Origin of the sequence: Streptomyces sp. NPDC057474 (genome assembly GCF_042802555.1) — a bacterium.
Lineage (GTDB): Bacteria > Actinomycetota > Actinomycetes > Streptomycetales > Streptomycetaceae > Streptomyces.
In genome coordinates this window covers 1-23,822 of record NZ_JBHVDX010000117.1, presented here as the reverse complement: position 1 = coordinate 23,822, position 23,822 = coordinate 1, and the positions used below count along the sequence as shown (strand labels likewise).

Below are 23,822 nucleotides of genomic sequence, written 5' to 3'. Positions count from 1 at the left end.
TAAGTGGACCTGCACTTCGGTGACAGCAAGCCCACGGACGAGGAGAAGGCGGCGGTCGACGCGTTGCTCGGGCCGCCGGAATCCTCCTGGGAGGGCGCGGCCCGCGATGAGATGAGGGCCGTCGATCTGCGGTGGGCGCGGGGCGGCCGGCAGGCCCGGGAGCGCCGTGACCTGCTGTTGCCGGGGCTGCACGCGATCAACGACCGGATCGGCTGGATCAGCGAGGGTGCACTGGACTATCTGTGCCGGCGGCTGACCGTGCCGCCGGCGGAGGCGTACGGCGTGGCCACGTTCTACGCGTTGTTCTCGGTCAAGCCGCGCCCCGCGACCGTCCTGCACGTGTGTACGGACCTGGCGTGCGCGGCGGCCGGGGCGACCGACCTGTGCGCGGGGATCGAGTCCCGCCTAGGGCTCGGGAGTGGGGTGAGCATGGCGCGGAGCCCGTGTCTGGGGCTGTGCGAGCGGGCGCCGGCCGCCCTCGCGATCAAGGCCGGTGACCCGGTGCGTACGGCTGTGTCGGCGCCGGCGACCGTGGAGGCGGCCGTGCTCGCGGCGAGCGCGCCCGACTCGGCGGACGAGGAGCCCCCGGCCGTCATGGCGGTCCCACAGGCGGGCGAACCGGGGCTCACCCTCCTCTCCCGCATCGGCGTCGTCGATCCCACCTCCCTCGACGACTACCGCGCGTACGGCGGCTACACGGCCCTGCGGCGGGCGTTCGAACTCGGCCCCGCCGGGGTCATCCGGGAGGTCGCCGACTCGGGCCTGGTCGGGCGGGGCGGCGCCGCCTTTCCCACCGGCCGGAAATGGCAGGCCACGGCGGAGCAGCCCGACCATCCGCACCACCTCGTCTGCAACGCGGACGAATCCGAGCCGGGCACCTTCAAGGACCGCGTGATCATGGAGGGCGACCCGTTCGCCCTGGTCGAGGCGATGACCATCGCCGCGTACGCCACCGGCGCGCACCAGGGGTACCTGTACCTGCGGGGCGAGTATCCACGGGCCCTGCACCGGCTGGAGCACGCCATCGCCCAGGCGCGCGCCCGGGGCCTGCTCGGCGACGACGTCCTCGGCCAGGGCTACGCCTTCGACATCGAGATCCGCCGGGGCGCGGGCGCCTACATCTGCGGCGAGGAGACGGCCCTCTTCAACTCCATCGAGGGCTACCGGGGCGAGCCCCGCTCGAAGCCCCCGTTCCCGGTGGAGAAGGGCCTGTTCGGCAAGCCGACCGTGGAGAACAACGTCGAGACGCTGGTGAACGTCCTGCCGATCCTGACCATGGGCGCCCCGGCCTACGCGGCGATCGGCACCGGGCGCTCCACCGGGCCCAAGCTGTTCTGCGTGTCGGGCAGCGTGGACCGGCCCGGCATCTACGAGCTGCCCTTCGGGGCGACGCTCGGCGACCTCCTGGCGCTCGCCGGGGTACGGGACCGGCTGCGGGCCGTCCTCCTCGGCGGCGCGGCCGGCGGCTTCGTACGGCCCGACGAGCTGGACATCCCGCTCACCTTCGAGGGGACGCGGGAGGCGGGCACGACGCTCGGCTCGGGGGTCGTGATGGCCTTCGACGACACGGTCCCGCTGCCCCGGCTGCTGCTGCGGATCGCGGAGTTCTTCCGGGACGAGTCCTGCGGTCAGTGTGTGCCGTGCCGGGTCGGAACCGTACGGCAGGAGGAGGCGTTGCACCGGATCGTCGAGCGGACCGGTGCGGCGGCGGCCGGTGACATCGCCCTGCTCAGGGAGGTCGGCCGCGCGATGCGGGACGCCTCGATCTGCGGTCTCGGGCAGACCGCGTGGAACGCCGTGGAATCCGCCATCGACCGTCTGGGGGCCTACGAATGACCGTGATCCCGCTGGGAGTGCCGCGTCGCCTCCTGGAGTTCACCATCGACGGGGAGCCGGTGCGCGCTCCCGAGGGCTCGACGATCCTGGACGCCTGCCGGGCCGCCGGCAAGGACGTCCCCACCCTCTGCCAGGGCGACACGCTCGTCCCGAAGAACGCCTGCCGGGTCTGTGTCGTCGAGGTCGAGGGGGCCAGGACCCTCGTCCCGGCCTGCTCCCGCAGGGCCGAGCCCGGCATGGAGGTGCGGACCGACACCGAGCGCGCCCGGCACAGCCGCAAGATCGTCCTCGAACTCCTCGCCTCGTCGGTCGACCTGTCGACGACCCCGCAGGTCGCCGGGTGGATCAAGGAGTACGAGGCGAAACCGGACCGCTTCGGCCCCGGCGCGGCCCGGCTGAACGAGGAGCCCAAGGTCGACAACGAGCTGTATGTGCGGGACTACGACAAGTGCATCCTGTGTTACAAGTGCGTGGACGCCTGCGGGAACCAGTGGCAGAACACGTTCGCGATCTCGGTCGCCGGGCGCGGCTTCGACGCGCGGATCGCCGTGGAGCACGACGCACCGCTGACCGACTCCGCCTGTGTGTACTGCGGAAACTGCATCGAGGTGTGCCCCACGGGCGCGCTGTCGTTCAAGTCGGAGTTCGACATGCGGGCGGCCGGCACCTGGGACGAGTCGGCACAGACGGAGACGACCACGGTGTGCGCGTACTGCGGAGTGGGCTGCAACCTCACACTCCATGTGCAGGACAATGAGATCGTGAAGGTCACCTCGCCGCACGACAACCCGGTGACCCACGGCAACCTCTGCATCAAGGGCCGCTTCGGCTACCAGCACGTACAGAACCGGGACTGAGACAGACATGGGACGAGTCACGGAACGACGCAAGGTGATCCGCATCCGGGACGGCGTGGTCTCCACCCGCCCGGACACGCTCGTCGCCGAGGAACCGCTGGAGATCCGGCTGAACGGCAAGCCCCTCGCGATCACCATGCGCACCCCCGGCGACGACTTCGCGCTGGCGGCGGGGTTCCTGGTCAGCGAGGGGGTGCTCGCCGAGCAGTCGGACCTGCAGAACATCGTCTACTGCGCGGGCGCGACGGCGGACGGCTCGAACACCTACAACGTGGTGGACGTGAGGACCGCTCCGGGGGTCGTCATCCCCGACATCACACTCGAACGGAATGTGTACACGACCTCGTCCTGCGGGCTCTGCGGCAAGGCGTCGCTGGACGCCGTCCGTACGACCGCCCGCTGGGCCATCGACGACACACACGGCGGTGACGCTCCCCCGGTCCGGCTCGACCCCGAGCTCCTCGCGAGCCTCCCCGACCGGCTCCGCGCGGCCCAGCGGGTCTTCGACCGGACCGGGGGTCTGCACGCGGCGGCCCTGTTCAGTGAGGGCGGCGAGCTGCTCGACGTACGGGAGGACGTGGGGCGGCACAACGCGGTGGACAAGCTGGTGGGGCGGGCCCTGCAGAACGGGGAGCTGCCGTTGTCGCGGGCGGTTCTGCTGGTGTCGGGGCGGGCCTCGTTCGAGCTGGCGCAGAAGGCGGTGATGGCGGGGATTCCGGTGCTGGCGGCGGTGTCGGCGCCGTCGTCGCTCGCGGTCGACCTGGCGGCGGAGACCGGGCTGACCCTGGTGGGCTTCCTGCGGGGGGCCTCCATGAACGTGTACGCGGGTGAGCACCGCGTGGCCCTGCGAGCCGCGACCGCGGTCGACCAGGGCTGACCGGCTCCCCGCGTCCACGGCGGCGGGGCCCCATCGGCGGGGAGCGCCCCCTGCGCCAGGGGCTCCGCCGTTCGACCGCCGGGGACGCGTCGTTGGTCCACTGCTGCGTTGCTGGGTGCGGGTGGGTGGGGGCTGATCGCACAGGCGGAGTTCCCCGCGCCCCTTAAAGGCATGGGGGCGCCCGGAGTCTTTCAGGGGCGCGGGGAACTGCGCGAGCAACCACCCACCACCCGCCGACGAACCCGAATCCCCCCGCGCTCGCCCACGACAGCCTGACTGATCGTCACCTCGTCGTACGACACGCCCGGTCACGAGCGGCGCACGGTTCTTGTGGGCCCCCTGAGAGCCCAAGTACCGTCTGTGGCCGCACGTTGGACATAGGACGTCCTATGTCCCATCGCCTAGACGGATGAAGGGCTGGCCGCACCGTGCCGTCGAGTCTTCACGCACGTCTCAGATCCACCCTCACCGCGGTAGTCACCACCACCGCCCTCCTCACCCTCCCCCACCCCGCCGGAGCCGACACCGAACGGCGGCCCGCCGCGGCCGAGTTCGAGCAGCAGGTCCTCTTCAGGGCCTCGCAGGACCCCGGCTACGCCTGCTTCAGGATTCCGGCGATCGTCCGGACCACCGAGGGAACCCTGCTCGCCTTCGCCGAAGGCCGCGTGCTGAACTGCGGGGACGCGGCCGACATAGACCTCGTGGTCAAGCGGTCCACGGACGGCGGCCGCACCTGGGGCCCGCTGCAGGTGGTCAACGAGGGCGGGGGCGACACCCACGGGAACCCCGCGCCGGTCGTCGACCGCAGGACCGGCCGGATCGTGCTGGCGGAGACGTACAACACGGGCCGACTGGACAGTGCGAGCTGCGACGTCCCCTGTGACCGGGCCCCGCACCTCCAGTACAGCGACGACGACGGGCTGACCTGGTCCGAGCCGCGCAGCCTCAGCGACCAGATCCGCCCGCCCGGCTGGAACTCCTGGTACGCCACCGGCCCCGTCCACGGCATCCAGCTCACCCGGGGCCGGCACGCCGGACGGCTCGTCCTCGGGGTCAACGCCGAGACCTGGGCCGGCGGCCGGGTCACCGCCAACCACGCGGCGCTCGTGACCAGCGACGACGGCGGGGAGAACTGGAAGGTCGGCGCGACGGACTCGTGGCCGGTCGCGGACGACGGCACGTTCCGCCAGAAGCCCTCGGAGCTGACGCTCGCCGAGCGCGTGGACGGCACGGTGTTCGTCAGCGGGCGCGAGCAGGACGGCACCGACCTCGGCCATCGCAGCCAGACGGTCAGCCGGGACGGCGGCACCACGTTCGCCGAACGCTTCCGGGCGCTCCCGGACCTGTACACGCCCCAGGTCCAGGGTTCCGTACTGCGCCTCGGCAACCGGATGCTGCTGGCCGCCCCCGCCGACCCCGACCGCCGCCGGACCATGGCGGTGCGCTCCTCGTACGACGGCGGACGCACCTGGGAGAGCGCGGACCGGGGCACGGTCGTCACCACGGACTGGTCCGGCTACTCGGACCTGGTCCGGATCGACGGCGGCGAGGGTGGCAACGATGTCGTCGGACTGTTGTACGAGGGCGGCACGGTCGACGCCCGGGACGAGATCCGTTTCGCCCGGTTCACGGAGGACTGGCTGCAGCCACGCCGGGGCCCGGACCCGACGACGCCCGACAAGGCGCCCGGCGGCAGGCCTGCGGCCGTGCTCGGTGGGGCCCGGGCGACGGACGGGATGTTCGGCGGCGCGATCGAGTTCGACGGCACCGACGACGCCGTACGACTGCCGTACCGGTCCCGACTCCCGCTCGGCACCAAGGACTTCACCGCCTCGCTCTGGTTCCGCTACTCGGCCACCAGCGGGGAGCAGCCGATGCTGTGGATGGGCGGGGTCGGCACGACGCAGCCGCAGGTGTGGCTGCGCGGGGAGCCGGCGGCCGGGCGGCTGACCGGGCTGATCACCGTGCGGGACGGAGCCTCGCCGCCCAGGACGACGTCCGTGCGGACCACGGGCGCGTACAACGACGGGGAGTGGCACCAGCTCGTGCTGCGGCGGGGTGGCGGGCAGCTCACCCTCTTCGTGGACGGCACCCCGTTCGGCACCGCCGACCTCCCCGGATCGGTCAGCCGGAACTCGCCGTTCGGGGTGCACGTCGGGCAACGGGTCGACGGCCGGGTGCACTTCACCGGGGCGATCGACGAAGTACGCGTTCATGACCGGGCGTTGAGCGACGCGGAAATCGCCGGGCTCGGGACGCAGGACGCCGATACGCGGGGCACGATCCTGTGGCTGCCCATGGACCGGGTGGGCGGAGGCAACTAACGTCCCTTCCGTGCCCGACGACGCAGGAGCACGACAGCGGACGGGGGCCGGACCGGTCCTGATCCTGGCACTGGCCCTGGCCCTCGCGGCCGTGCTGCTCACCGCCCTCCCGGACGACGACCGGGAGGGCGGTGGCACCTGCACGCCCCGTACGGTCCGGGACTGGGACACCGACGCCACCCTCACCGGCGAGTTCACCCGGTACGGCGACGACGCGGCCCGCACCGACGACTGGACGGGCGGCGACGGCACCCACTCGGTGCGGCTCCCGGACGGGCGGGTGCTGTGGCTGTTCTCGGACACCTATCTGGGCCAGGTGCACCCACCGCCCAACCCGGCCGGCGAGTCCGTGGCGTGGCGGGACGTCGCGTCACCCCTGGTGCGCAACTCGGCCGTGGTGATGTCCCCCTCGGGCCGGCTCGAATCCACGCTCCCGGCCCCGGTCTTCCCGGACCCGGCCCCGCAGCGGTGGCGCTGGCCGGTGGCCGCCCGGGTCGAGCCCCGCGCCCCCGGCTCGGACGAGAAGGTCGTGCGGGTACTGCTGTGGACCCGCACGGCGGGGCAGTCGCCGTGGATCTACGGGGTGCCCACCGCGACCGAGGTCGCCACGCTGTCGCTGCCCGATCTGCGGCTGGAGGGGATCACGACGGTGCTGGACCAGGGGTCGGTCGCCGATCCGGCCCGGCGGGTGCTGTTCGGCACGACGGCCGTCGACGCGGGCGACTGGACGTACGTCTTCGGCGGCACCGACGCCCAGGCCGCCTCCCGGCCGTCCTCCCACGCGTACGTCGCCCGGGTGCCGCGCGGCAGGCTCGGGGAGCCGGGGGCGTGGGAGTACTGGGACGGCTCGCGGTGGGCGGTGCGGGGGCGGCCGGCGGCGGTGCTCGGGAACGGGGAGGACAAGGGGGTGGGCAGCGCCTTCACCGTCGTACGGGACGGGCGTACGTATGTGCTGTTCACCATGGCGGCCGGCACCGAGGGGCTGACGACCGTGACCGCCTACTGGGCCTGCTCCCCCACCGGGCCCTGGCACGGGCCCACCAAGGGTTTCAGTCCGCCGCTGCCGGGCGGCGGGGTCGCGGCGTACAACCCGCAGGCGCACCGGGCGGTCGACGACGGGCGGCTGGTGCTCAGCTACGACGTCAACTGGCTGGACGCCGACGCCGCGGCGGCGCAGCTGAACATCACGCGGAACGTGTCCCTGTACCGACCGCGGTTCGTATCGCTTCGTCTCGCTGCTCCGTGACCGCCGGTTCGACCGGGTCCTTGGCGCGGCGTTTGGCGATGACCGCGCAGACCATGAGCTGCATCTGGTGGAACAGCATCAGCGGCAGGACCGCGAGGGAGGCCTCGGGGCCGAAGAGGACGCTCGCCATGGGCAGTCCGGAGGCGAGGGACTTCTTGGAGCCGGCGAACTGGATGGCGATCCGGTCCGCCCGGTCGAAGCGCAGGACCTTGGCGCCGTACCAGGTGAGCAGCAGCATCACCGCGAGCAGGACGGCCTCGACGACGAGGAGCCCGGCGAGCCGCAGCGGGCTGACCTGGCTCCAGATCCCGCGCACCATGCCCTCGCTGAACGCGACATAGACGACGAGGAGGATCGAGCCCCGGTCGACGAGGCCGAGGATCTGCTTGTGCCGGGTGATGAAACCGCCGATCCAGCGGCGGGCCAGCTGCCCGGCGAGGAACGGCACCAGCAGCTGGAGCACGATCTTCAGCAGCGAGTCGGCGGAGAACCCGCCGGCGCTGCCGCCGAGCAGGGCCGCCGCGAGCAGCGGGGTGATCACGATGCCCGCGAGGGAGGAGAAGGAGCCCGCGCAGATCGCGGCGGGCACGTTGCCCCGGGCCATCGAGGTGAAGGCGATCGACGACTGGATGGTCGAAGGGACGAGGGTGAGGAAGAGCAGACCGGTGTAGAGGGAATGGCTCAGAAACACCGGCTCGAGGCCTCGGGCCGCCAGGCCCAGCAGCGGGAAGACGACGAACGTGCAGGCCAGGACCGTGAGGTGGAGCCGCCAGTGCTTGAGCCCGTCGAGCGCCTCTCGGGTGGAGAGCCGGGCGCCGTAGAGGAAGAAGAGGAAGGCGATGGCGGCCGTGGACGCGCCCGACGCGACCTCGGCGGCCGTACCCCGCGCCGGGAGGAGCGCCGCGACACCCACGGTCCCGAGCAACAGCAGGATGTACGGGTCGATCGGCATCCAACTCGGCCACTGCAGGCGTTTCACGGTGCTCCACGTGCTTTCGATGAGAGTGCGTCGAGGGGCCGGAAAGCCCCTGCCCATCGTCCTCCTCGGACCCTTGATCGGGAATCCGTCATACCGCTCTGACTGTCATCGCGTTTACCGATAAGCGAGTAGGGTGGCGCTCGTGTACGACCCCTCCCACTTGCGTACCTTCCTCGCCGTGGCCCAGACGCTGAGCTTCACGCAGGCCGCCCGGCGGCTGGGGCTGCGCCAGTCCACGGTCAGCCAGCACGTGCGCCGTCTGGAGGACGCGGCCGGGCGGCAGCTGTTCTCACGGGACACGCACTCCGTGGAGCTGACGGAGGACGGCGAGGCGATGCTCGGCTTCGCCCGGCGGCTCCTGGAGGTGCACGAGCAGGCGACGGCGTTCTTCACCGGGACCCGGCTGCGCGGTCGGCTGCGCTTCGGCGCGTCCGAGGACTTCGTGCTCACCCGGCTCCCGGAGATCCTGGAGGCCTTCCGGCACGACCATCCCGAGGTGGATCTGGAGCTGACCGTCGAACTGTCGGGCACGCTGCACGAGCAGCTCACGGCGGGCAAGCTCGATCTGGTGCTGGCGAAACGCCGCCCGGAGGACCCGCGCGGCGAATCCGTCTGGACGGACAAGCTCGTATGGATCGGCGCGGAACGGCTCCGCCTCGACCCCGACCGCCCGGTCCCGCTGATCGTCTATCCGCCGCCGGGCATCACGCGCGCCCTGGCCCTGGAGGCACTGGAGCGCGAGGGCCGCTCCTGGCGCATCGCCTGCACCAGCGGCAGTCTCAACGGACTCATCGCCGCCGCCCGCGCGGGCCTCGGCGTGATGGCGCATTCCCGCCGCCTGGTACCTCCTGGCCTGGTCCGCGTCCAGGAGCGGGCCGGACTGCCCGAACTCGGCGAGGTCGACTTCGTCCTCGCCCACGGCCGGCGCCCGGGAGCCGCGTCGAGCGCGGCGGACGCCCTCGCGGCGGCCATCCTCTCCGGCGGCGACCGGCTCCACGGCCGCGCGCGAGGGGTGTGACGGGAGGCGCCGCCCTCGCGTCGGCACCCGGCGCCACCGGCGCGCCAGACGTGAGCGGTGTTCGCGTTTCCCCAGGCCAGACCGTGTCCATGCGGACGCGCACCGTAACCGGAGCGTGCGGGTTCAGTGGAGATTGCTCTCCCGGAACTTACTCCGGCGTCAGGAATTACGCCGGAGACCTCCCCATCTGCGTCTATTTTTCGGTGGCGACCCGTGCCGTCCCTCCCAATGCGCCCCTCCACAACCCTCCCGTCCGTTCTCGCGGTGAGGTAGCTTTCACGCGCTGTGCGGAGCGCCACGAGGAGCGGGTTTGCGCGAGTTCACCAACCCCCCGTTGGCGTCGGCGCCGCCGGTGGGCGGCCTGGCCGACGTCGTCTTCGAGTACGCCCAGGAGGACCCGACCTACACCGCGCTCGGCCGTAAGGACGAGCAGGGCGAGTGGCGCGACGTGACCTCCGCCGAGTTCCGCGACGAGGTGCTCGCGCTGGCGAAGGGGCTGCTGGCGCAGGGCATCCGGTTCGGCGACCGGGTCGCCATCATGTGCCGTACGCGCTACGAGTGGACCCTCTTCGACTACGCGCTGTGGACCGTCGGCGCCCAGGTCGTCCCCGTCTACCCGACCTCCTCCGCCGAGCAGGTCTTCTGGATGCTGTACGACTCCCAGTGCACGGCTGCCATGGTCGAACACGAGGACCACGCGATGACCATCGCCACGGTCATCGACCGGCTGCCCCAGCTGCGCCGGCTCTGGCAGCTGGACGTGGGCGCGGTGCAGGAGCTGTACGAGTCGGGGGCGCACCTCGACGACGAGGTGGTGCACCGGCACCGGCTCGCGGTGACGCCCGAGTCGATCGCGACGATCATCTACACGTCCGGCACCACGGGCCGCCCCAAGGGCTGTGTCATCTCGCACGCCAACTTCATGGTCGAGGCGGACACGGTCATCGAGCGCTGGGCGCCGCTGTTCACGTCCCGCAAGGGCGACGAGGCGGCGACGCTGCTGTTCCTGCCGCTCGCGCACGTCTTCGGGCGGATGGTGCAGGTCGCGGGCATCCGCGGGAAGGTCAAGTTCGGTCATCAGCCGCAGCTCAACGCGGCCGTCCTGCTGCCCGACCTCGCCGCCTTCAAGCCGACCTTCTTCCTCGCGGTGCCGTACATCTTCGAGAAGGTCTTCAACGCGAGCCGGCGCAAGGCCGAGCGCGAGGGCAGGTCCGGCCCGTTCGAGAAGGCCGTCGAGATCGCCGTGAAGTACGCGGACGCGATGGAGGCGAGGGCCTGGGGCATCGGGCCCGGCCCGTCGGCGGGCCTGCGGATGCAGCACCAGTTCTTCGACAAGGTCGTCTACGGCAAGATCCGGGAGGCGATGGGCGGCCGTATCAAGTACGCGATGTCCGGCGGCTCGGCGATGGACCGGCGGCTCGGGCTGTTCTTCGCGGGCGCGGGCGTCCACATCTTCGAGGGGTACGGCCTGACGGAGTGTACGGCGGCCGCGACCGCCAACCCGCCGGAGCGCACCCGGTACGGCACGGTCGGCCAGGCCATCCCGGGCATGACCGTGCACATCGCGGACGACGGCGAGATCTGGCTGCGCGGCCCCAATGTCTTCCAGGGCTACCTGAACAACCCGAAGGCCACCGACGAGACCCTGCACGACGGCTGGCTCGCCACCGGTGACCTGGGCTCCCTCGACGAGGACGGCTATCTCACCATCACCGGGCGCAAGAAGGAGATCCTGGTGACCTCGGGCGGCAAGAGCGTCTCCCCCGCGATCCTGGAGGAGCGGGTGCGCGACCATCCGCTGGTCGCCCAGTGCATCGTCGTCGGCAACGACCGCCCGTACATCGCCGCTCTGGTCACCCTGGACGGGGAGGCGGTCGAACACTGGCTCCAGATGCACGGCAAGCCGAAGCTGTCGGCGGCCGAGCTGGTGCGCGACCCGGAGCTGGAGACCGAGGTGCGGCGGGCGGTGGTCGCCGCCAACACCTTGGTCTCGCAGGCCGAGTCGATCCGTACGTTCCGGATCCTCGCGCACCAGTTCACCGAGGAGCACGGTCTGTTGACGCCTTCGCTGAAGCTGAAGCGGAAGGCGATCGAGAAGACGTACGCGACCGAGGTGGAGGCGCTCTACCGGGCGTGACCGGGCGTGAGACCGCCCAGGCAGGCCGGACTCCCCTTCGAGGTCAGACGAGTTGATAGCCCCGCATGTTCCGCAGCAGCATGTGGCAGTTCTGCAGCGAGCCCGAGGTGTCGCCGAGCGAGCGGTAAATGCCCCACTTGGGGCGCAGCCGGTCGGCGAGGAAGGTGTCGACGCCGGTGCGGGAGACGTCGATGAGGGTGGTCGAGCCCTTCTTGAGGATCCAGCGCACCGAACCGGCCGAGCCGTTGCCGACCTTGACCTGGAAGTCGACGTCGACCCAGGAGTTGTGCAGGGGCGCCAGATCGGTGCGGCCGATGAGGATGTCGTCGATCGGCAGCTTCAGTTCGATGGTCTGCGCGCCGTTCACCCGGCGCAGGGACTGCACGACGAGGGGCGAGGTGCCCGCGCCGGGCTGCTTCATCTGCATGATGTGCGTGAAGCTCGTGGTCGCCTTCAGCGAAGTCGGTATGTACATCCCGTAGGTGACCCGCCAGGTCTGTCCCTCGGTCCAGCGGAGGAAGCCACTGCTCGTGCGCAGGCCGGTGACCTCGTGACGCTGGCGGTCGGTGGAGGTGTCCCGGTCGACGGTGTGCATGTCGAACCGCCAGGTGTCGCCGGTGGCGTAGATGTGCGGCGAGGCGGAGGTGTGCGAGTCGGCGCGGTCGTCCTCGAGGGTCTCGAAGGCACGGAGTCCGTCGGCGCCGGCCGAGGGAGACCACTTCAACTGCCAGGAGGCGGCGTGCGCGGCGGGGGCCGGCAGCCCGACGGCGGCTGCGGCGGCGGCGCCGCCGAGCGCGGCGCCGAGGAGGTTCCTTCGCGTGGGGGTCATGAGCCATCCATTCACGTATGTGACCATAATTCACCAACGTGCGTTACGGCAGGGACAGACTCCATGCGTGACCGTGTCCGGTCAATGGTCCAGACCGATACTCTTGAATCGCCGGATCCATTTCCGGCCAATCTGCGATTGGGGGCGCGAGCGGTCCGCTCAGGAATGCATCGCGCGCCGTGATCGTTGACGATGGGAAGTACCACCCGACGACTTAAGGATCGAGAGCTCGTGAGCAGCAAGGTCCCCCCGATCATCCTGAACAACGGCGTCGAGATGCCCCAGCTGGGCTTCGGCGTGTGGCAGGTGCCGGACGACGAGGCCGAGCAGGCGGTCACCACCGCTCTGGAGGCCGGCTACCGCAGCATCGACACGGCCGCGATCTACGGCAACGAAGAGGGCACCGGCAAGGCCATCGCCGCGGCCGGCGTGGCCCGCGAGGACCTCTTCGTCACCACCAAGCTCTGGAACAGCGACCAGGGTTACGACGCCACCCTCCGCGCCTTCGACGAGTCCCTGGACAAGCTCGGCCTGGAATACGTGGACCTGTATCTGATCCACTGGCCGCTGCCGGCCCGGGGCACGTTCGTCGACACGTTCAAGGCGTTCGAGAAGCTCTACGCCGACGGCCGCGCGAAGGCCATCGGTGTCTCCAACTTCCTTCCGGAGCACGTGGAGACGCTGATCGAGGCCACGAACGTCATCCCGGCGGTCAACCAGATCGAGCTGCACCCGCACCTCCAGCAGCTCGCGGCCCGCGAGTACCACGCGGAGCAGGGCATCGCCACCGAGGCCTGGTCGCCGCTCGGCCAGGGCAAGGGGCTCCTGGAGGTCCCGGCGGTCATCGCGATCGCGCAGAAGCACGGCCGCACCCCGGCCCAGGTCGTCCTGCGCTGGCACATCCAGCTGGGCAACGTGGTCATCCCCAAGTCCGTGACCCCGTCCCGGATCAAGGAGAACATCGAGGTCTTCGACTTCTCCCTGGACACCGAGGACATCGCCGCGATCAGCGCGCTGAACGAGGACCGGCGCATCGGCCCGGACCCGGCGACGTTCAACCAGGCCTGAGGGCGGGCCCACGGCCGACGCCTGCGCGCCGAGAGCGCGGAGACCGCCCGTCGGATGACTTCCGACGGGCGGTCTCGTGCGTTCGGGGCGGCCGTGGCCCGGGTCCCCGGCGAGTCCGTGGGCTCCGCACCCCACGGCCGTGATCTCAGACCGGCTGACCGATCGGCCGTACGACCACCGTGTTGATGTCGACCCCGGCCGGCTGCCGGATCGCCCAGACCACGGAGTCGGCGATCTGGTCGGCGGTGAGGAGATGGCCGGGCGGCAGGCTGCCGTAGTTGTCCCAGAACGGGGTCTCCACACGGCCGGGCGCGATCAGGGTCACCCCCACGCCCCACTCGGTGACCTGCCGCCGCGTGTTCTCGGCGAGCCCGGTGACCGCCCACTTCGTCGCCCCGTAGATGTTGCCGGGTCCATGGATGAAACCGGCGACGCTGCCGACCAGCATGATCCGCCCGCGGGTCTCCTTGAGGGCGTCGATGGCGGCCCGGATGAGCAGGGCCGGGCCCAGCACGTTGGTCAGCACCATCTCCGTCCACCCGGCGGGGTCGCCCTCGGCGACGGTGTCATGGGTGCCGAACCCGGCGTTGGCGAGGACGGTGTCGATCCGCCCGAACTCCTTCAGCGTGGCGTCCACCGCCGCCTGTACGTCCGCGTACTCGGCCGCGTTGCCCGGAATGGTCAACAGCCCCTCCGGATCGCCGAGTTCGGCGGCGAACGCACGCAACCGCTCGGCCCTGCGCCCGGTGACGGCCACCCGATGGCCGTGGTCGAGCAACCGCCGGGCGACGGCGGCTCCGATACCGGTGCCGCCGCCGGTGATGAGCGCGACCGGAGCTTCGGACATGACTACCCCCTGACTCTGGTCGACCGGCTGGAATCCGGCCGACGGGCGGAGTCCATCACTTGAAGCGCTCTCGAAGTCAAGTGCCGCTGTCGGCCGAGGCCCACCCCGAAGTCATCGCCGAGCCAGATGAACCGTGTGGGCCGCGAGGACGAACAGGTCCGTGCGGTGATACAGGCTCGCCCTGTCGTCGGGATCGAGGAGCCGGTCGACGGTCGCGAGGTCGGAGACGTCGAGGAGGTCCGCGAGGATTCCCCGGCCGCGCTGGAACGAGGCCACTGCGTAGGCGCGGGCGGCTTCCGGGACGGGGGCCGGAAGGTCCAGCAGGAAGGTGCGGGACGTGGCGTCGCGCAGGCCGGCGGCGGTGAGCAGCCCCGGCCAGTCCTCGGTCTCCGGGACGCTGCCGGGCAGCACGGCCCGCATCTCGCTGAACCACTGGTCCTCGGCCGCGTCGATCCGGGACTGCAGTCCTGGGCGGCCGATGCCGATGTCACGCGGCAGGAACCGGCTGGGCAGCCCGCCCTCGACGAGCGCCAACGTGCCACCGGGGGCGAGGCGTTCGGCGAAGGCAGCGAGGGCGGCGCGCTGGTCGCCGAGGTGGTGCAGGCTGCGACTGGCCCACAGCAGGTCGGCGGGGTACTCCAAGTCGCCGAGACCGTCCGGCAGTTCGGACTCCAGCGTGTCGAACCGATCCGCGACGCCGAGGCGTTCGGCGCGGGCGCGGGCCCGCTCCAGCAGGGGCCCGGAGCCGTCCAGGGCGACGACCCGGGCGCCGGGGAACTCGTCGGCCAGCAGACAGCTCACGACCCCCGGGCCGCTGCCGACGTCGACGACCAGCCCCGGTTCGGGCTGCCGCGCGGCCACCCAGGCGACAGCCTGCCGGTTCAGCGGCGCGAACAGCTCCGCCTGCCCCTCCAGGTGCTCGGCCAGTTCGGCCCAGTCGAGGTCGGTGCGGTTGTGATGGCGGTGGCTGTTGCTGTGGTGGGGGTCGTGGCCCTGGCCCTGGCCCTGGCCCTGGCCCTGGCCCTGCTCGTGCCGACCCTGGCCGTGGTGGTGCTGTCCCATGACGGTGAGCCTCTCTTCCGGGTGCCGTCAGCTTGCTCCGACGCCCTGGAGAACGACCACTTCTCTTGCCGTATCGGCAAATCCGCCGTGCCGATTCAGTCCTTCTCCGCCACCCGGTGGACGCACACGTTCACGCCCGTGCCGCTGGTGGTCGTGGAGATCAGCTCCAGGGTGTGCTTGGCGCCGTCGCCGGGGAAGATCGTCTTTCCGCCGCCGAGGACGACCGGCATGACGATCAGGACGAGCTGGTCGGCGAGGCCCTCGTGGAGGAGGGTGCGGGCGAGGGTCGGGCTGCCCATGACGAGCAGGTCGCCGCCGCCGGTCTCGCGCAGCTCGCGGATGCGGGCGACGGCCTCCTCGCCCGGGATGCGCGTGGTGTTCTGCCAGGCCGGCTCGGAGTCGTGAGCGTGGTGGACACGACGTACTTGCGGATGGAGTTCATCCGGTCGGCAACGGGTCGCCCGCCCGGCCGGGCCATGCCCCGGCCATCGCCTTCCAGGTACGGCGTCCGTACAGCAGCGCGTCGGCCTTCTCCAGCGCGGCGTCCCAGGCACCGCCCACGACCTCCGGGTCGAAGAACGGGTGCGTCCAGCCGCCATGGGCGAACCCGCCCTCGGTGTCCTCGTCGGGACCGCCGGGCGCCTGCACGACACCGTCCAGACTCATGAACTCGCAGATCACGATGCGCATGGGGTTCTCTCTCCTCGTCCTCTCACGGGCTTACGGCGATGAGGACCGCCGCGCCGCCCGGAACTCATCGCACCGGCCCACCTCCGCCATCGTGACGTGCTCATACAGACAGGCCACCGGTCCGCCAGGGGGTGGGGGAAGCGTGACTGACCCCTGGCGGACCGGTTCACCCGAGCGGGCTCAGAGCGCGGGGTACGCGTTCTGCATCAGCTGCTGGAACTGGGCGGAGAACCAGTGCCCGGAGAGCGGCGAGTTCGCCAGGGCGCCGGACATGTTGTTGCCGTTGCGCGGGTTGCCCGTGTACGTCGGGTCGCACATGCGGTCGAAGCCCTTGCCCTCGTCGTTCGGGATGGCGGAGCTGGACCCGTCGGACTCACCCGGCGGCTTCATCCACACATAGGCGTCGATCCCGGCCTCGGGAGAGGCCTTCGGACGCTCACCGAGGCCGGCTCCGGACTGGTTGCACCAGTTGCCGATGTGGATACGGCGGTCGTAGCGGCCGCCGTTGACGTACGTGTCCACACTGGTCGTGGCGCCGGGACCGGTGGGCCGGGCGCTGCCGCCCCAGCCGTTCCTGGAGGTGTCGATCAGCATGCCGATGTTCGAGTTGAAGCCGACCGAGACCAACTGGTTGCGGAAGGCCTGGGCGAAGGACAGCTCGTCGACGTAGCGGTTCCAGTCGACCCACTTCGACTCACGGACGGAGGTGCCGTTCACCGCCGAGTTGATGGTGAAGTTGTTCTCCTTCAGGGCGCTGTAGTTCGCCGTGTTGGTGATGAAGCCGTGGACGTCGTTGACCGTGGCCCCCTCGGCGGTCGCCGCCTCCTTGAAGACGGTGGCGGAGGCGCCGAAGTTGTCGTCCCAGCCGATCCAGCCGTGGTGGCCGGCGTCGACGTAGTTGTAGACGTTCCCCACGTCACCGAGCTTGTTGAGCGCGTAGCCGACGCCCTTGACGTAGTTGCCGTTGGCCTTCATGACATCGCACTGGGGGGTGGCCGTCGGGCGGCTGCCGGTGTTGGTGACGAGGTTCGGCAGCGAGTCGATCTCGACGGTCGTGACGATCCGCAGGCCGGCGTACTTCGAGTCGGCGAGGATGGCCGCGATCGGGTCGATGTACTCGGTCCTGTAGCGGCCGATCTCCGTCGGGCCCAGCTCGCCGTTGGAGGCGAGGGCCGCGCAGTCACGGCCGGGCAGGTTGTAGATCACCAGCTGGATGGCCAGCTCGCCCGAACCCTTCTGCCGCAGCGCCTCGTCGAGGTGGTCGCGCAGGCCCATGCCGCTGCCCACGCCCTCGATGGCGGCGATCCGGTCCAGCCAGACACCCGTGGGCTGGTTGGAGATCCGACTGCCGCCCGGCTCGGCGGCGGCCTTCGCGGACCACTCCGGGTTCACGTACACCTTGGCGCCGGAGTACGGGTTGTCCACCTTCGTGCCCGGTGTGCCCGGGCCCGGGTCGGTGGGGCCACCACCGCCGTCGTCGACGTTGCAGGTCACGCCGTCGAGCGTGAAGGTCGTCGGGAGGGCGTTGGTGCCGCTGTAGCTGGCGTTGAAGCCGAAACTGACCGAACCGCCGGTCGCCAGCGTCCCGTTGTACGTCTCGTTGGCGGCGGTCACCGACGTGCCGCTCTGCGTGATCCGGGAGTTCCAGCCGTTGGTGACCTGCTGGTTGCCCGCGTACGACCACTTCACGGCCCACGAGCTCTTCGCGGCGCTGTTGTTGGTGATCGTCACGGCGGTGGTGAAGCCGGTGGACCACTGGTTCTGCACCTTGTAGTCGACCGTGCAGGGGATCGCCTCGGCGCCGACGTCGTCCGGCACGGCGGCCATGGCGGTCCCGGCGGCGCCGGCGACCAGCGCCATCGCAGCCAGGAGTGCTGTTCTGGTACGGCTCATGAGTGCGGGTTCCTCTTCCGTAGTGGGGTGTACGAGGAGGAGTCGTCGCGCTGTCGCCGAGGCGAGTAAAAGACCTGAACGCTGGGGGGTGTTCTCTGAGCGTCCCTCGCAGCTCGGACGCGCCTGGGACAAACGCGTCGACTGATGGAACCGCTCCCACTGGTGCTGGTGAAGGTAGCGCCAAGTGACGGTAAAAAACAGAGGTGTTGCGTTATTGCGCTCGACGAATCTTTTCTCCCTGATCGAATCATTTCGACTCTTCAAACGGCTTGACCCCTTGCGCCCCTCTCCTCAATATGGGAGCGCTCCCACTGGTTCAAGGCTTGTTGTTGCTGCTCCGCCCCCACCTTCGCAAGAGCCGCACGGAAGGAACCAGAGCATGCACCCCAGAAGGAGACGCCGTGCCTCGCGGCGCCTGTGGACCGCCGTGGTGGCGGCCCTCGTCCTCCCCTTGACAATGCTCAGCACGGGTTCAACTCCCGCCAGTGCGGCGGCAGTTGCCTGCAACGTCGACTACAAGACCAATGACTGGGGCTCGGGCTTCACCGCCGAGCTGACGATCACCAACCGTGGCACGGAGGCCATCAGCGGCTGGACCCTGACGTACGACTACGCGGGCAACCAGACGCTCACCAACGGCTGGAGCGGCACCTGGTCGCAGTCCGGCAAGGCGGTGACGGCACGCAACGCGTCCTGGAACGGCACGATCGCCGTCGGGGCCGCGGTGACCACCGGCGCCCAGTTCACGTACAGCGGCACGAACGCCGCGCCGACCAACTTCGCGATCAACGGCACGACTTGTGTGGGCGCGCACCAGCCGCCGATCACGGTGCTGACCAGCCCGGCGCCGGGCGCGGTGTACTCGCAGGGCACCGCGGTGCCGATGGCGGCCACCGCCGCCGCGGCGGACAACGCGACGATCACGAAGGTCGAGTTCTACGACGACACCACGCTGCTGGGCACGGACACGACCTCGCCGTACACGTTCTCGGCCAGCGGCTTGACCGTGGGCAGTCATTCGCTGGTGGCCAAGGCGTACGACAGCCTGGGCGCGTCGGCCGACTCCACACCGGTCGGCATCACGGTCGCCTCGGGTCCCACCGTGGTGGTCTCGCCGACCCAACTGGGTGTGCGGCAGGGCGAGTCGGGCACCTACGACGTGAAACTTTCGACGCAGCCGTCCGGCAATGTGACGGTGACGACCGCGCGGGCGTCCGGCAACACCGGGCTCTCCGTGACAGGCGGCGCGTCGCTGACCTTCACGTCGTCGAACTGGAACACCGCGCAGAAGGTGACCATCGGCGCCAACGCCTCCGGCACCGGTTCGGCGGTCTTCGATTCGACGGCCACGGGGCACGCCAAGGCCGCGGTGACCGTGACGCAGCTGGCGGCGTCGGGCGAGTACGACGCCCGCTTCCTGGAGCTGTACGGCAAGATCACCAACCCGGCGAACGGCTACTTCTCCCCCGAGGGCATCCCGTACCACTCGGTGGAGACGCTGATCGTCGAGGCGCCGGACCACGGCCATGAGACCACCTCGGAGGCGTACAGCTACCTTCTGTGGCTCCAGGCCATGTACGGCAAGGTGACGGGCGACTGGTCCAGGTTCAACGGGGCCTGGGACATCATGGAGAAGTTCATGATCCCGACCCACGCCGACCAGCCGACCAACTCCTTCTACACGGCGAGCAAGCCGGCGACGTACGCCCCCGAACACGACACCCCGGGCGAGTACCCGGCGCAGCTCAACACCGGTGTCTCGGTCGGCCCGGACCCCATCGCCGCCGAGCTGAAGAGCGCGTACGGCACGGACGACGTCTACGGCATGCACTGGCTGCAGGACGTCGACAACGTCTACGGCTACGGCAACTCGCCCGGCAAGTGCGAGGCGGGCCCGGCGGACACCGGCCCGTCGTACATCAACACCTTCCAGCGCGGGCCGCAGGAATCCGTGTGGGAGACCGTCCCGCAGCCCACCTGCGACCAGTTCAAGTACGGCGGCACGAACGGGTACCTGGACCTGTTCACCGGTGACGCCTCGTACGCGAAGCAGTGGAAGTTCACCAACGCCCCCGACGCCGACGCGCGTGCCGTGCAGGCCGCGTACTGGGCCGACATCTGGGCCAAGGAGCAGGGCAAGGGCTCCGACGTCTCCGCGACCATCGGCAAGGCCGCGAAGATGGGCGACTATCTGCGCTACGCGATGTACGACAAGTACTTCAAGAAGATCGGGAACTGTGTGGGCGCCACGTCCTGCCCGGCCGGCACCGGCAAGGACGCCTCCCACTACCTGATGTCCTGGTACTACGCGTGGGGCGGCGCCACCGACACCGCGGCGGGCTGGGCCTGGCGCATCGGCTCCAGCCACACGCACGGCGGCTACCAGAACCCGCTGGCCGCTCACGCGCTCGCCAACTACGCCCCGCTGAAGCCCAAGTCGACGACCGGTCAGGCGGACTGGGCCAAGTCCCTCGACCGGCAGATCGAGTTCTACCGCTGGCTGCAGTCCAACGAGGGCGGCATCGCGGGCGGCGCCACCAACAGCTGGGCGGGGCGGTACGCCACTCCCCCGGCCGGGACGCCGACCTTCTACGGCATGTTCTACGACGAGAAGCCGGTCTACCACGACCCGCCGTCCAACCAGTGGTTCGGCTTCCAGGCGTGGTCCATGGAACGCGTCGCCGAGTACTACCAGCAGACGGGCAACGCGGGCGCCAAGACGGTCCTCGACAAGTGGGTCGACTGGGCGCTCTCCAAAACGACGATCAATCCGGACGGCACGTACCGGATTCCGTCGACCCTTCAGTGGTCGGGTGCGCCCGACACGTGGAGCGCGTCAAGTCCCGGTGCGAATTCGGGACTTCACGTCACCGTCGCCGACTACACCGACGACGTGGGCGTGGCGGCCGCGTACGCCAAGACGCTGACGTACTACGCCGACCGCTCCGGTGACGCCGACGCGGCCCGGGTCGCCAAGGCGCTGCTCGACGGCATGTGGGACCACCACCAGGACGGGCTCGGGATCGCCGTTCCGGAGACTCGGGCCGACTACAACCGGTTCGACGACCGGGTGTATGTGCCGAGTGGGTGGACCGGGACGATGCCGAATGGCGACGCGATCAACTCGTCATCGACCTTCGATTCGATCCGGTCGTTCTACGAGGACGATCCGGCTTGGTCGAAGATCGAGGCGTATCTCGCCGGTGGGGCCGCTCCTTCGTTCACGTATCACCGGTTCTGGGCTCAGGCGGACATCGCGTTGGCCATGGGCTCGTACGCGGAGTTGTTGGAGTAGCTCCGGGTCGTAGGTCGTGTGTCGGCTGCGGGTCGTCCGTGGCTGGTCGCGCAGTTCCCCGCGCCCCTGAAAGACGGGGCGCGGGGGCTGTGCACGTATCGCTTCGCACCTTTCCCCCATTTTGAAGGAGAGGCCCCCACCGTGCGAAGAACCCGCATCCTCACCACCGTCCTGGCCCTCGCGGCCGGCCTTCTCGCGGGATCCCCACCCGCGCTCGGCGCCGAGAAAGCCGCGAAGGCAGAGAAGACCGACAGGTCGGTGTCCATCGCCGCTGACACCTACACCTGGAAGAACGCCCGTATCGACGGCGGCGGTTTCGTCCCCGGCATCGTCTTCAATCGCAAGGAGCGGAACCTCGCGTACGCCCGTACGGACATCGGCGGGGCCTATCGCTGGGTGGAGGCGTCGAAGACGTGGACGCCGATGCTCGACTCGGTCGGCTGGGACAACTGGGGGCACACGGGTGTCGTGAGCCTGGCCTCCGACTCGGTCGATCCGAACAAGGTGTACGTGGCGGCCGGTACGTACACGAACAGCTGGGACCCGGGGAACGGGGCGATCCTGCGGTCGTCCGACCGGGGGGCCAGCTGGCAGAAGGCCAACCTGCCGTTCAAGCTGGGCGGGAACATGCCGGGGCGGGGCATGGGCGAGCGCCTCGCCGTGGACCCGAACCGGAACAGCGTGCTGTATCTGGGCGCACCGAGCGGCAAGGGGCTGTGGCGGTCCACGGACTCGGGGGCCACCTGGTCGCAGGTGACGAACTTCCCGAACGTCGGCAACTATGTGGCCGATCCGTCGGACACGAGCGGGTACTCCAGCGACAACCAGGGCATCGTGTGGGTCACCTTCGACGAGACCACCGGTACGTCCGGGAACGCGACCAGGACCATCTACGTCGGTGTCGCCGACAAGGACAACGCCGTCTATCGCTCCACCGACGCGGGCGCGACCTGGTCACGGGTGGCCGGGCAGCCGACCGGTTACCTGGCCCACAAGGGCGTCCTCGACGCGACGAACGGCTATCTGTATCTGTCGTACAGCGACAAGGGCGGGCCGTACGACGGAGGCAAGGGCCAGCTGTGGCGGTACGCGACCGCGACGGGCGCCTGGACGAACATCAGCCCGGTGGCGGAGGCCGACACGTACTACGGCTTCAGCGGTCTGACGGTCGACCGGCAGGATCCGGGCACGGTCATGGCGACGGCGTACAGCTCCTGGTGGCCCGACACCCAGATCTTCCGCTCGACCGACAGCGGCGCGACCTGGACGAAGGCGTGGGACTATTCGTCGTATCCGAACCGTTCGAACCGCTACACCATGGATGTCTCGTCCTCACCCTGGCTGACCTGGGGAGCGAACCCGTCGCCGCCGGAGCAGACCCCCAAACTCGGCTGGATGACCGAGGCGTTGGAGATCGACCCGTTCAACTCCCAGCGGATGATGTACGGGACGGGTGCGACGATCTACGGCACGGAGAACCTGGGGAACTGGGACAGCGGCGGCCAGTTCGCCATCAAACCGATGGTGCAGGGCCTGGAGGAGACGGCCGTCAACGACCTGGCCTCTCCCCCGTCCGGCGCCCCGCTGCTCAGCGCGCTCGGTGACATCGGCGGCTTCCGGCACACGGATCTGACGAAGGTCCCGTCGATGATGTTCACGCAGCCGAACTTCACGACGACGACCAGCCTGGACTACGCCGAGTCCAACCCGAACACGGTCGTCCGGGTCGGCAATCTCGACTCGGGACCGCACATCGCCTTCTCCACGGACAACGGCGCCAACTGGTTCGCGGGCACCGACCCGTCGGGCGTGAGCGGCGGCGGTACGGTCGCGGCGGCCTCGGACGGCAGCCGGTTCGTGTGGAGCCCGGCGGGCACGGGCGTGCAGTACACGACGGGCTTCGGCAACTCGTGGTCGGCGTCCAGCGGTATCCCGGCCGACGCGATCGTGGAGTCGGACCGGGTGGACCCGAGAATCTTCTACGGCTTCAAGTCCGGGAAGTTCTACGTCAGTACGGACGGCGGTGCGACCTTCACCGCGTCGAACGCGACCGGTCTCCCGAGCGGTGACAGCGTGCGCTTCAAGGCGCTGCCCGGTGTGAAGGGCGATGTGTGGCTGGCGGGCGGTGCGACCGACGGTTCCTACGGTCTGTGGCACTCGACGGACGGCGGCGCCACCTGGAGCAGGCTGTCAGGCGTCGAGCAGGCCGACACGATCGGTTTCGGCAAGGCGGCGACGGGAGCTTCGTACCAGACGCTCTACGCCAGCGCCAGGATCGGCGGCGTACGCGGCATCTTCCGCTCGACCGACAAGGGCGCCACCTGGACCCGGATCAACGACGACGCCCACCAGTGGGGTTGGACGGGTGCGGCGATCACGGGTGACCCGAGGGTGTACGGGCGGGTCTACGTCGCGACGAACGGGCGCGGGGTCATCTACGGCGACTCCTCCGACACGGGCGGCGGGGGCGGCGGTACGGATCCGGAACCCGAGCCCGAGCCGGCGGGGGCCTGCGCGGTGGCGTACAAGGTCACCAACGAGTGGTCGGGCGGCTTCCAGGCGGACGTGCGGCTGTCCAACACGGGCACGGGCGCGTGGACCGGCTGGTCCCTCGGCTGGACCTTCCCGAACGGCCAGAGCATCTCCCAACTCTGGAACGCCGACCACACACAGTCGGGATCGGCGGTCACGGCCAGGAACATCAGCTGGAACGGCAATGTGGCGGCGGGTTCGTCGGTGAGCTTCGGCTTCACCGGAAGCTGGTCGGGGACGAACGGAAGACCGACCGCCTTCAAAATCGGTGACCAGTCCTGCACGGTGACCTGACAACCCGGGCAGGACCAGGAGAGGGCGCGCGCCTGGGT

15 protein-coding genes and 1 pseudogene are annotated in these 23,822 nt (G+C 70.1%); 10 read left to right on the top strand and 6 right to left on the bottom strand.

Translation table 11 applies throughout. From position 1 onward, the window contains the following. The first annotated feature begins 3 nt into the window (after nucleotides 1-3). The 5 genes from ACFU53_RS28185 to ACFU53_RS28165 all read left to right on the top strand — a co-directional run bounded on the left by ACFU53_RS28185 (nucleotide 4) and on the right by ACFU53_RS28165 (nucleotide 7,140). Nucleotides 4-1,836 carry an NADH-ubiquinone oxidoreductase-F iron-sulfur binding region domain-containing protein gene (locus tag ACFU53_RS28185; protein ID WP_383998153.1) on the top strand — a complete coding sequence of 611 codons (1,833 nt, stop codon included), beginning with the start codon at nucleotides 4-6 and terminating at the stop codon, nucleotides 1,834-1,836. Next, nucleotides 1,833-2,693, top strand: coding sequence for a 2Fe-2S iron-sulfur cluster-binding protein (locus ACFU53_RS28180; protein ID WP_383998150.1), 861 nt, complete (start codon nucleotides 1,833-1,835; stop codon nucleotides 2,691-2,693). Before ACFU53_RS28185 ends, ACFU53_RS28180 begins: the two co-directional genes overlap by 4 nt. A gap of 7 nt (nucleotides 2,694-2,700) precedes the next feature. Then, entirely contained in the window at nucleotides 2,701-3,570 is an 870-nt protein-coding gene (gene fdhD / locus ACFU53_RS28175) for a formate dehydrogenase accessory sulfurtransferase FdhD (RefSeq protein ID WP_383998147.1), read from the top strand. Between the two features lie 428 nt (nucleotides 3,571-3,998). After that, a complete protein-coding gene (locus tag ACFU53_RS28170) occupies nucleotides 3,999-5,894 on the top strand; it encodes an exo-alpha-sialidase (RefSeq protein WP_383998144.1) in 1,896 nt (631 codons plus the stop codon). Nucleotides 5,895-5,904: 10 nt separating this feature from the next. Continuing rightward, entirely contained in the window at nucleotides 5,905-7,140 is a 1,236-nt protein-coding gene (locus ACFU53_RS28165) for a hypothetical protein (RefSeq protein WP_383998142.1), read from the top strand. Here ACFU53_RS28165 and ACFU53_RS28160 read toward each other — a convergent pair. Further along, entirely contained in the window at nucleotides 7,079-8,119 is a 1,041-nt protein-coding gene (locus ACFU53_RS28160) for a bile acid:sodium symporter family protein (RefSeq protein WP_383998139.1), read from the bottom strand. The genes ACFU53_RS28165 and ACFU53_RS28160 overlap by 62 nt on opposite strands. Nucleotides 8,120-8,261: 142 nt before the next feature. Between ACFU53_RS28160 and ACFU53_RS28155 the strand changes: the two genes are divergently transcribed. Continuing rightward, nucleotides 8,262-9,137 (top strand): LysR substrate-binding domain-containing protein, encoded by an 876-nt coding sequence (locus tag ACFU53_RS28155; RefSeq protein WP_383998136.1) that lies wholly within the window; start codon nucleotides 8,262-8,264, stop codon nucleotides 9,135-9,137. Between the two features lie 310 nt (nucleotides 9,138-9,447). Then, nucleotides 9,448-11,274: an AMP-dependent synthetase/ligase gene (locus tag ACFU53_RS28150; protein WP_383998133.1), complete on the top strand. Its 1,827-nt coding sequence runs from the start codon at nucleotides 9,448-9,450 to the stop codon at nucleotides 11,272-11,274. A gap of 43 nt (nucleotides 11,275-11,317) precedes the next feature. On the opposite strand, the gene ACFU53_RS28145 is transcribed toward ACFU53_RS28150, so the two are convergent. Beyond that, nucleotides 11,318-12,103 (bottom strand): Tat pathway signal sequence domain protein, encoded by a 786-nt coding sequence (locus tag ACFU53_RS28145; RefSeq protein ID WP_383998130.1) that lies wholly within the window; start codon nucleotides 12,101-12,103, stop codon nucleotides 11,318-11,320. Between the two features lie 231 nt (nucleotides 12,104-12,334). Here ACFU53_RS28145 and ACFU53_RS28140 point away from each other — a divergent pair, with 231 nt between their 5' ends. Continuing rightward, nucleotides 12,335-13,171, top strand: coding sequence for an aldo/keto reductase (locus tag ACFU53_RS28140; RefSeq protein WP_383998127.1), 837 nt, complete (start codon nucleotides 12,335-12,337; stop codon nucleotides 13,169-13,171). Between the two features lie 145 nt (nucleotides 13,172-13,316). Here ACFU53_RS28140 and ACFU53_RS28135 read toward each other — a convergent pair whose 3' ends face one another. From ACFU53_RS28135 to ACFU53_RS28120, 4 genes and pseudogenes are all read right to left on the bottom strand, one after another. Further along, nucleotides 13,317-14,018, bottom strand: coding sequence for an SDR family oxidoreductase (locus tag ACFU53_RS28135; RefSeq protein WP_383998124.1), 702 nt, complete (start codon nucleotides 14,016-14,018; stop codon nucleotides 13,317-13,319). A gap of 111 nt (nucleotides 14,019-14,129) precedes the next feature. Further along, the gene (locus ACFU53_RS28130) at nucleotides 14,130-15,080 is read right to left on the bottom strand and encodes a class I SAM-dependent methyltransferase (RefSeq protein WP_383998121.1); all 951 of its coding nucleotides are present in this window, start codon (nucleotides 15,078-15,080) and stop codon (nucleotides 14,130-14,132) included. Between the two features lie 95 nt (nucleotides 15,081-15,175). Continuing rightward, nucleotides 15,176-15,770 (bottom strand): annotated as a pseudogene (locus ACFU53_RS28125) (dihydrofolate reductase family protein). A 180-nt stretch (nucleotides 15,771-15,950) separates the two neighbouring features. Further along, entirely contained in the window at nucleotides 15,951-17,663 is a 1,713-nt protein-coding gene (locus ACFU53_RS28120; RefSeq protein ID WP_383998118.1) for a glycoside hydrolase family 6 protein, read from the bottom strand. A 379-nt stretch (nucleotides 17,664-18,042) separates the two neighbouring features. Here ACFU53_RS28120 and ACFU53_RS28115 point away from each other — a divergent pair, with 379 nt between their 5' ends. After that, nucleotides 18,043-20,958, top strand: coding sequence for a glycoside hydrolase family 48 protein (locus tag ACFU53_RS28115; protein WP_383998115.1), 2,916 nt, complete (start codon nucleotides 18,043-18,045; stop codon nucleotides 20,956-20,958). A gap of 141 nt (nucleotides 20,959-21,099) precedes the next feature. Next, a complete protein-coding gene (locus ACFU53_RS28110; RefSeq protein WP_383998113.1) occupies nucleotides 21,100-23,784 on the top strand; it encodes a cellulose binding domain-containing protein in 2,685 nt (894 codons plus the stop codon). Nucleotides 23,785-23,822 lie beyond the last annotated feature (38 nt).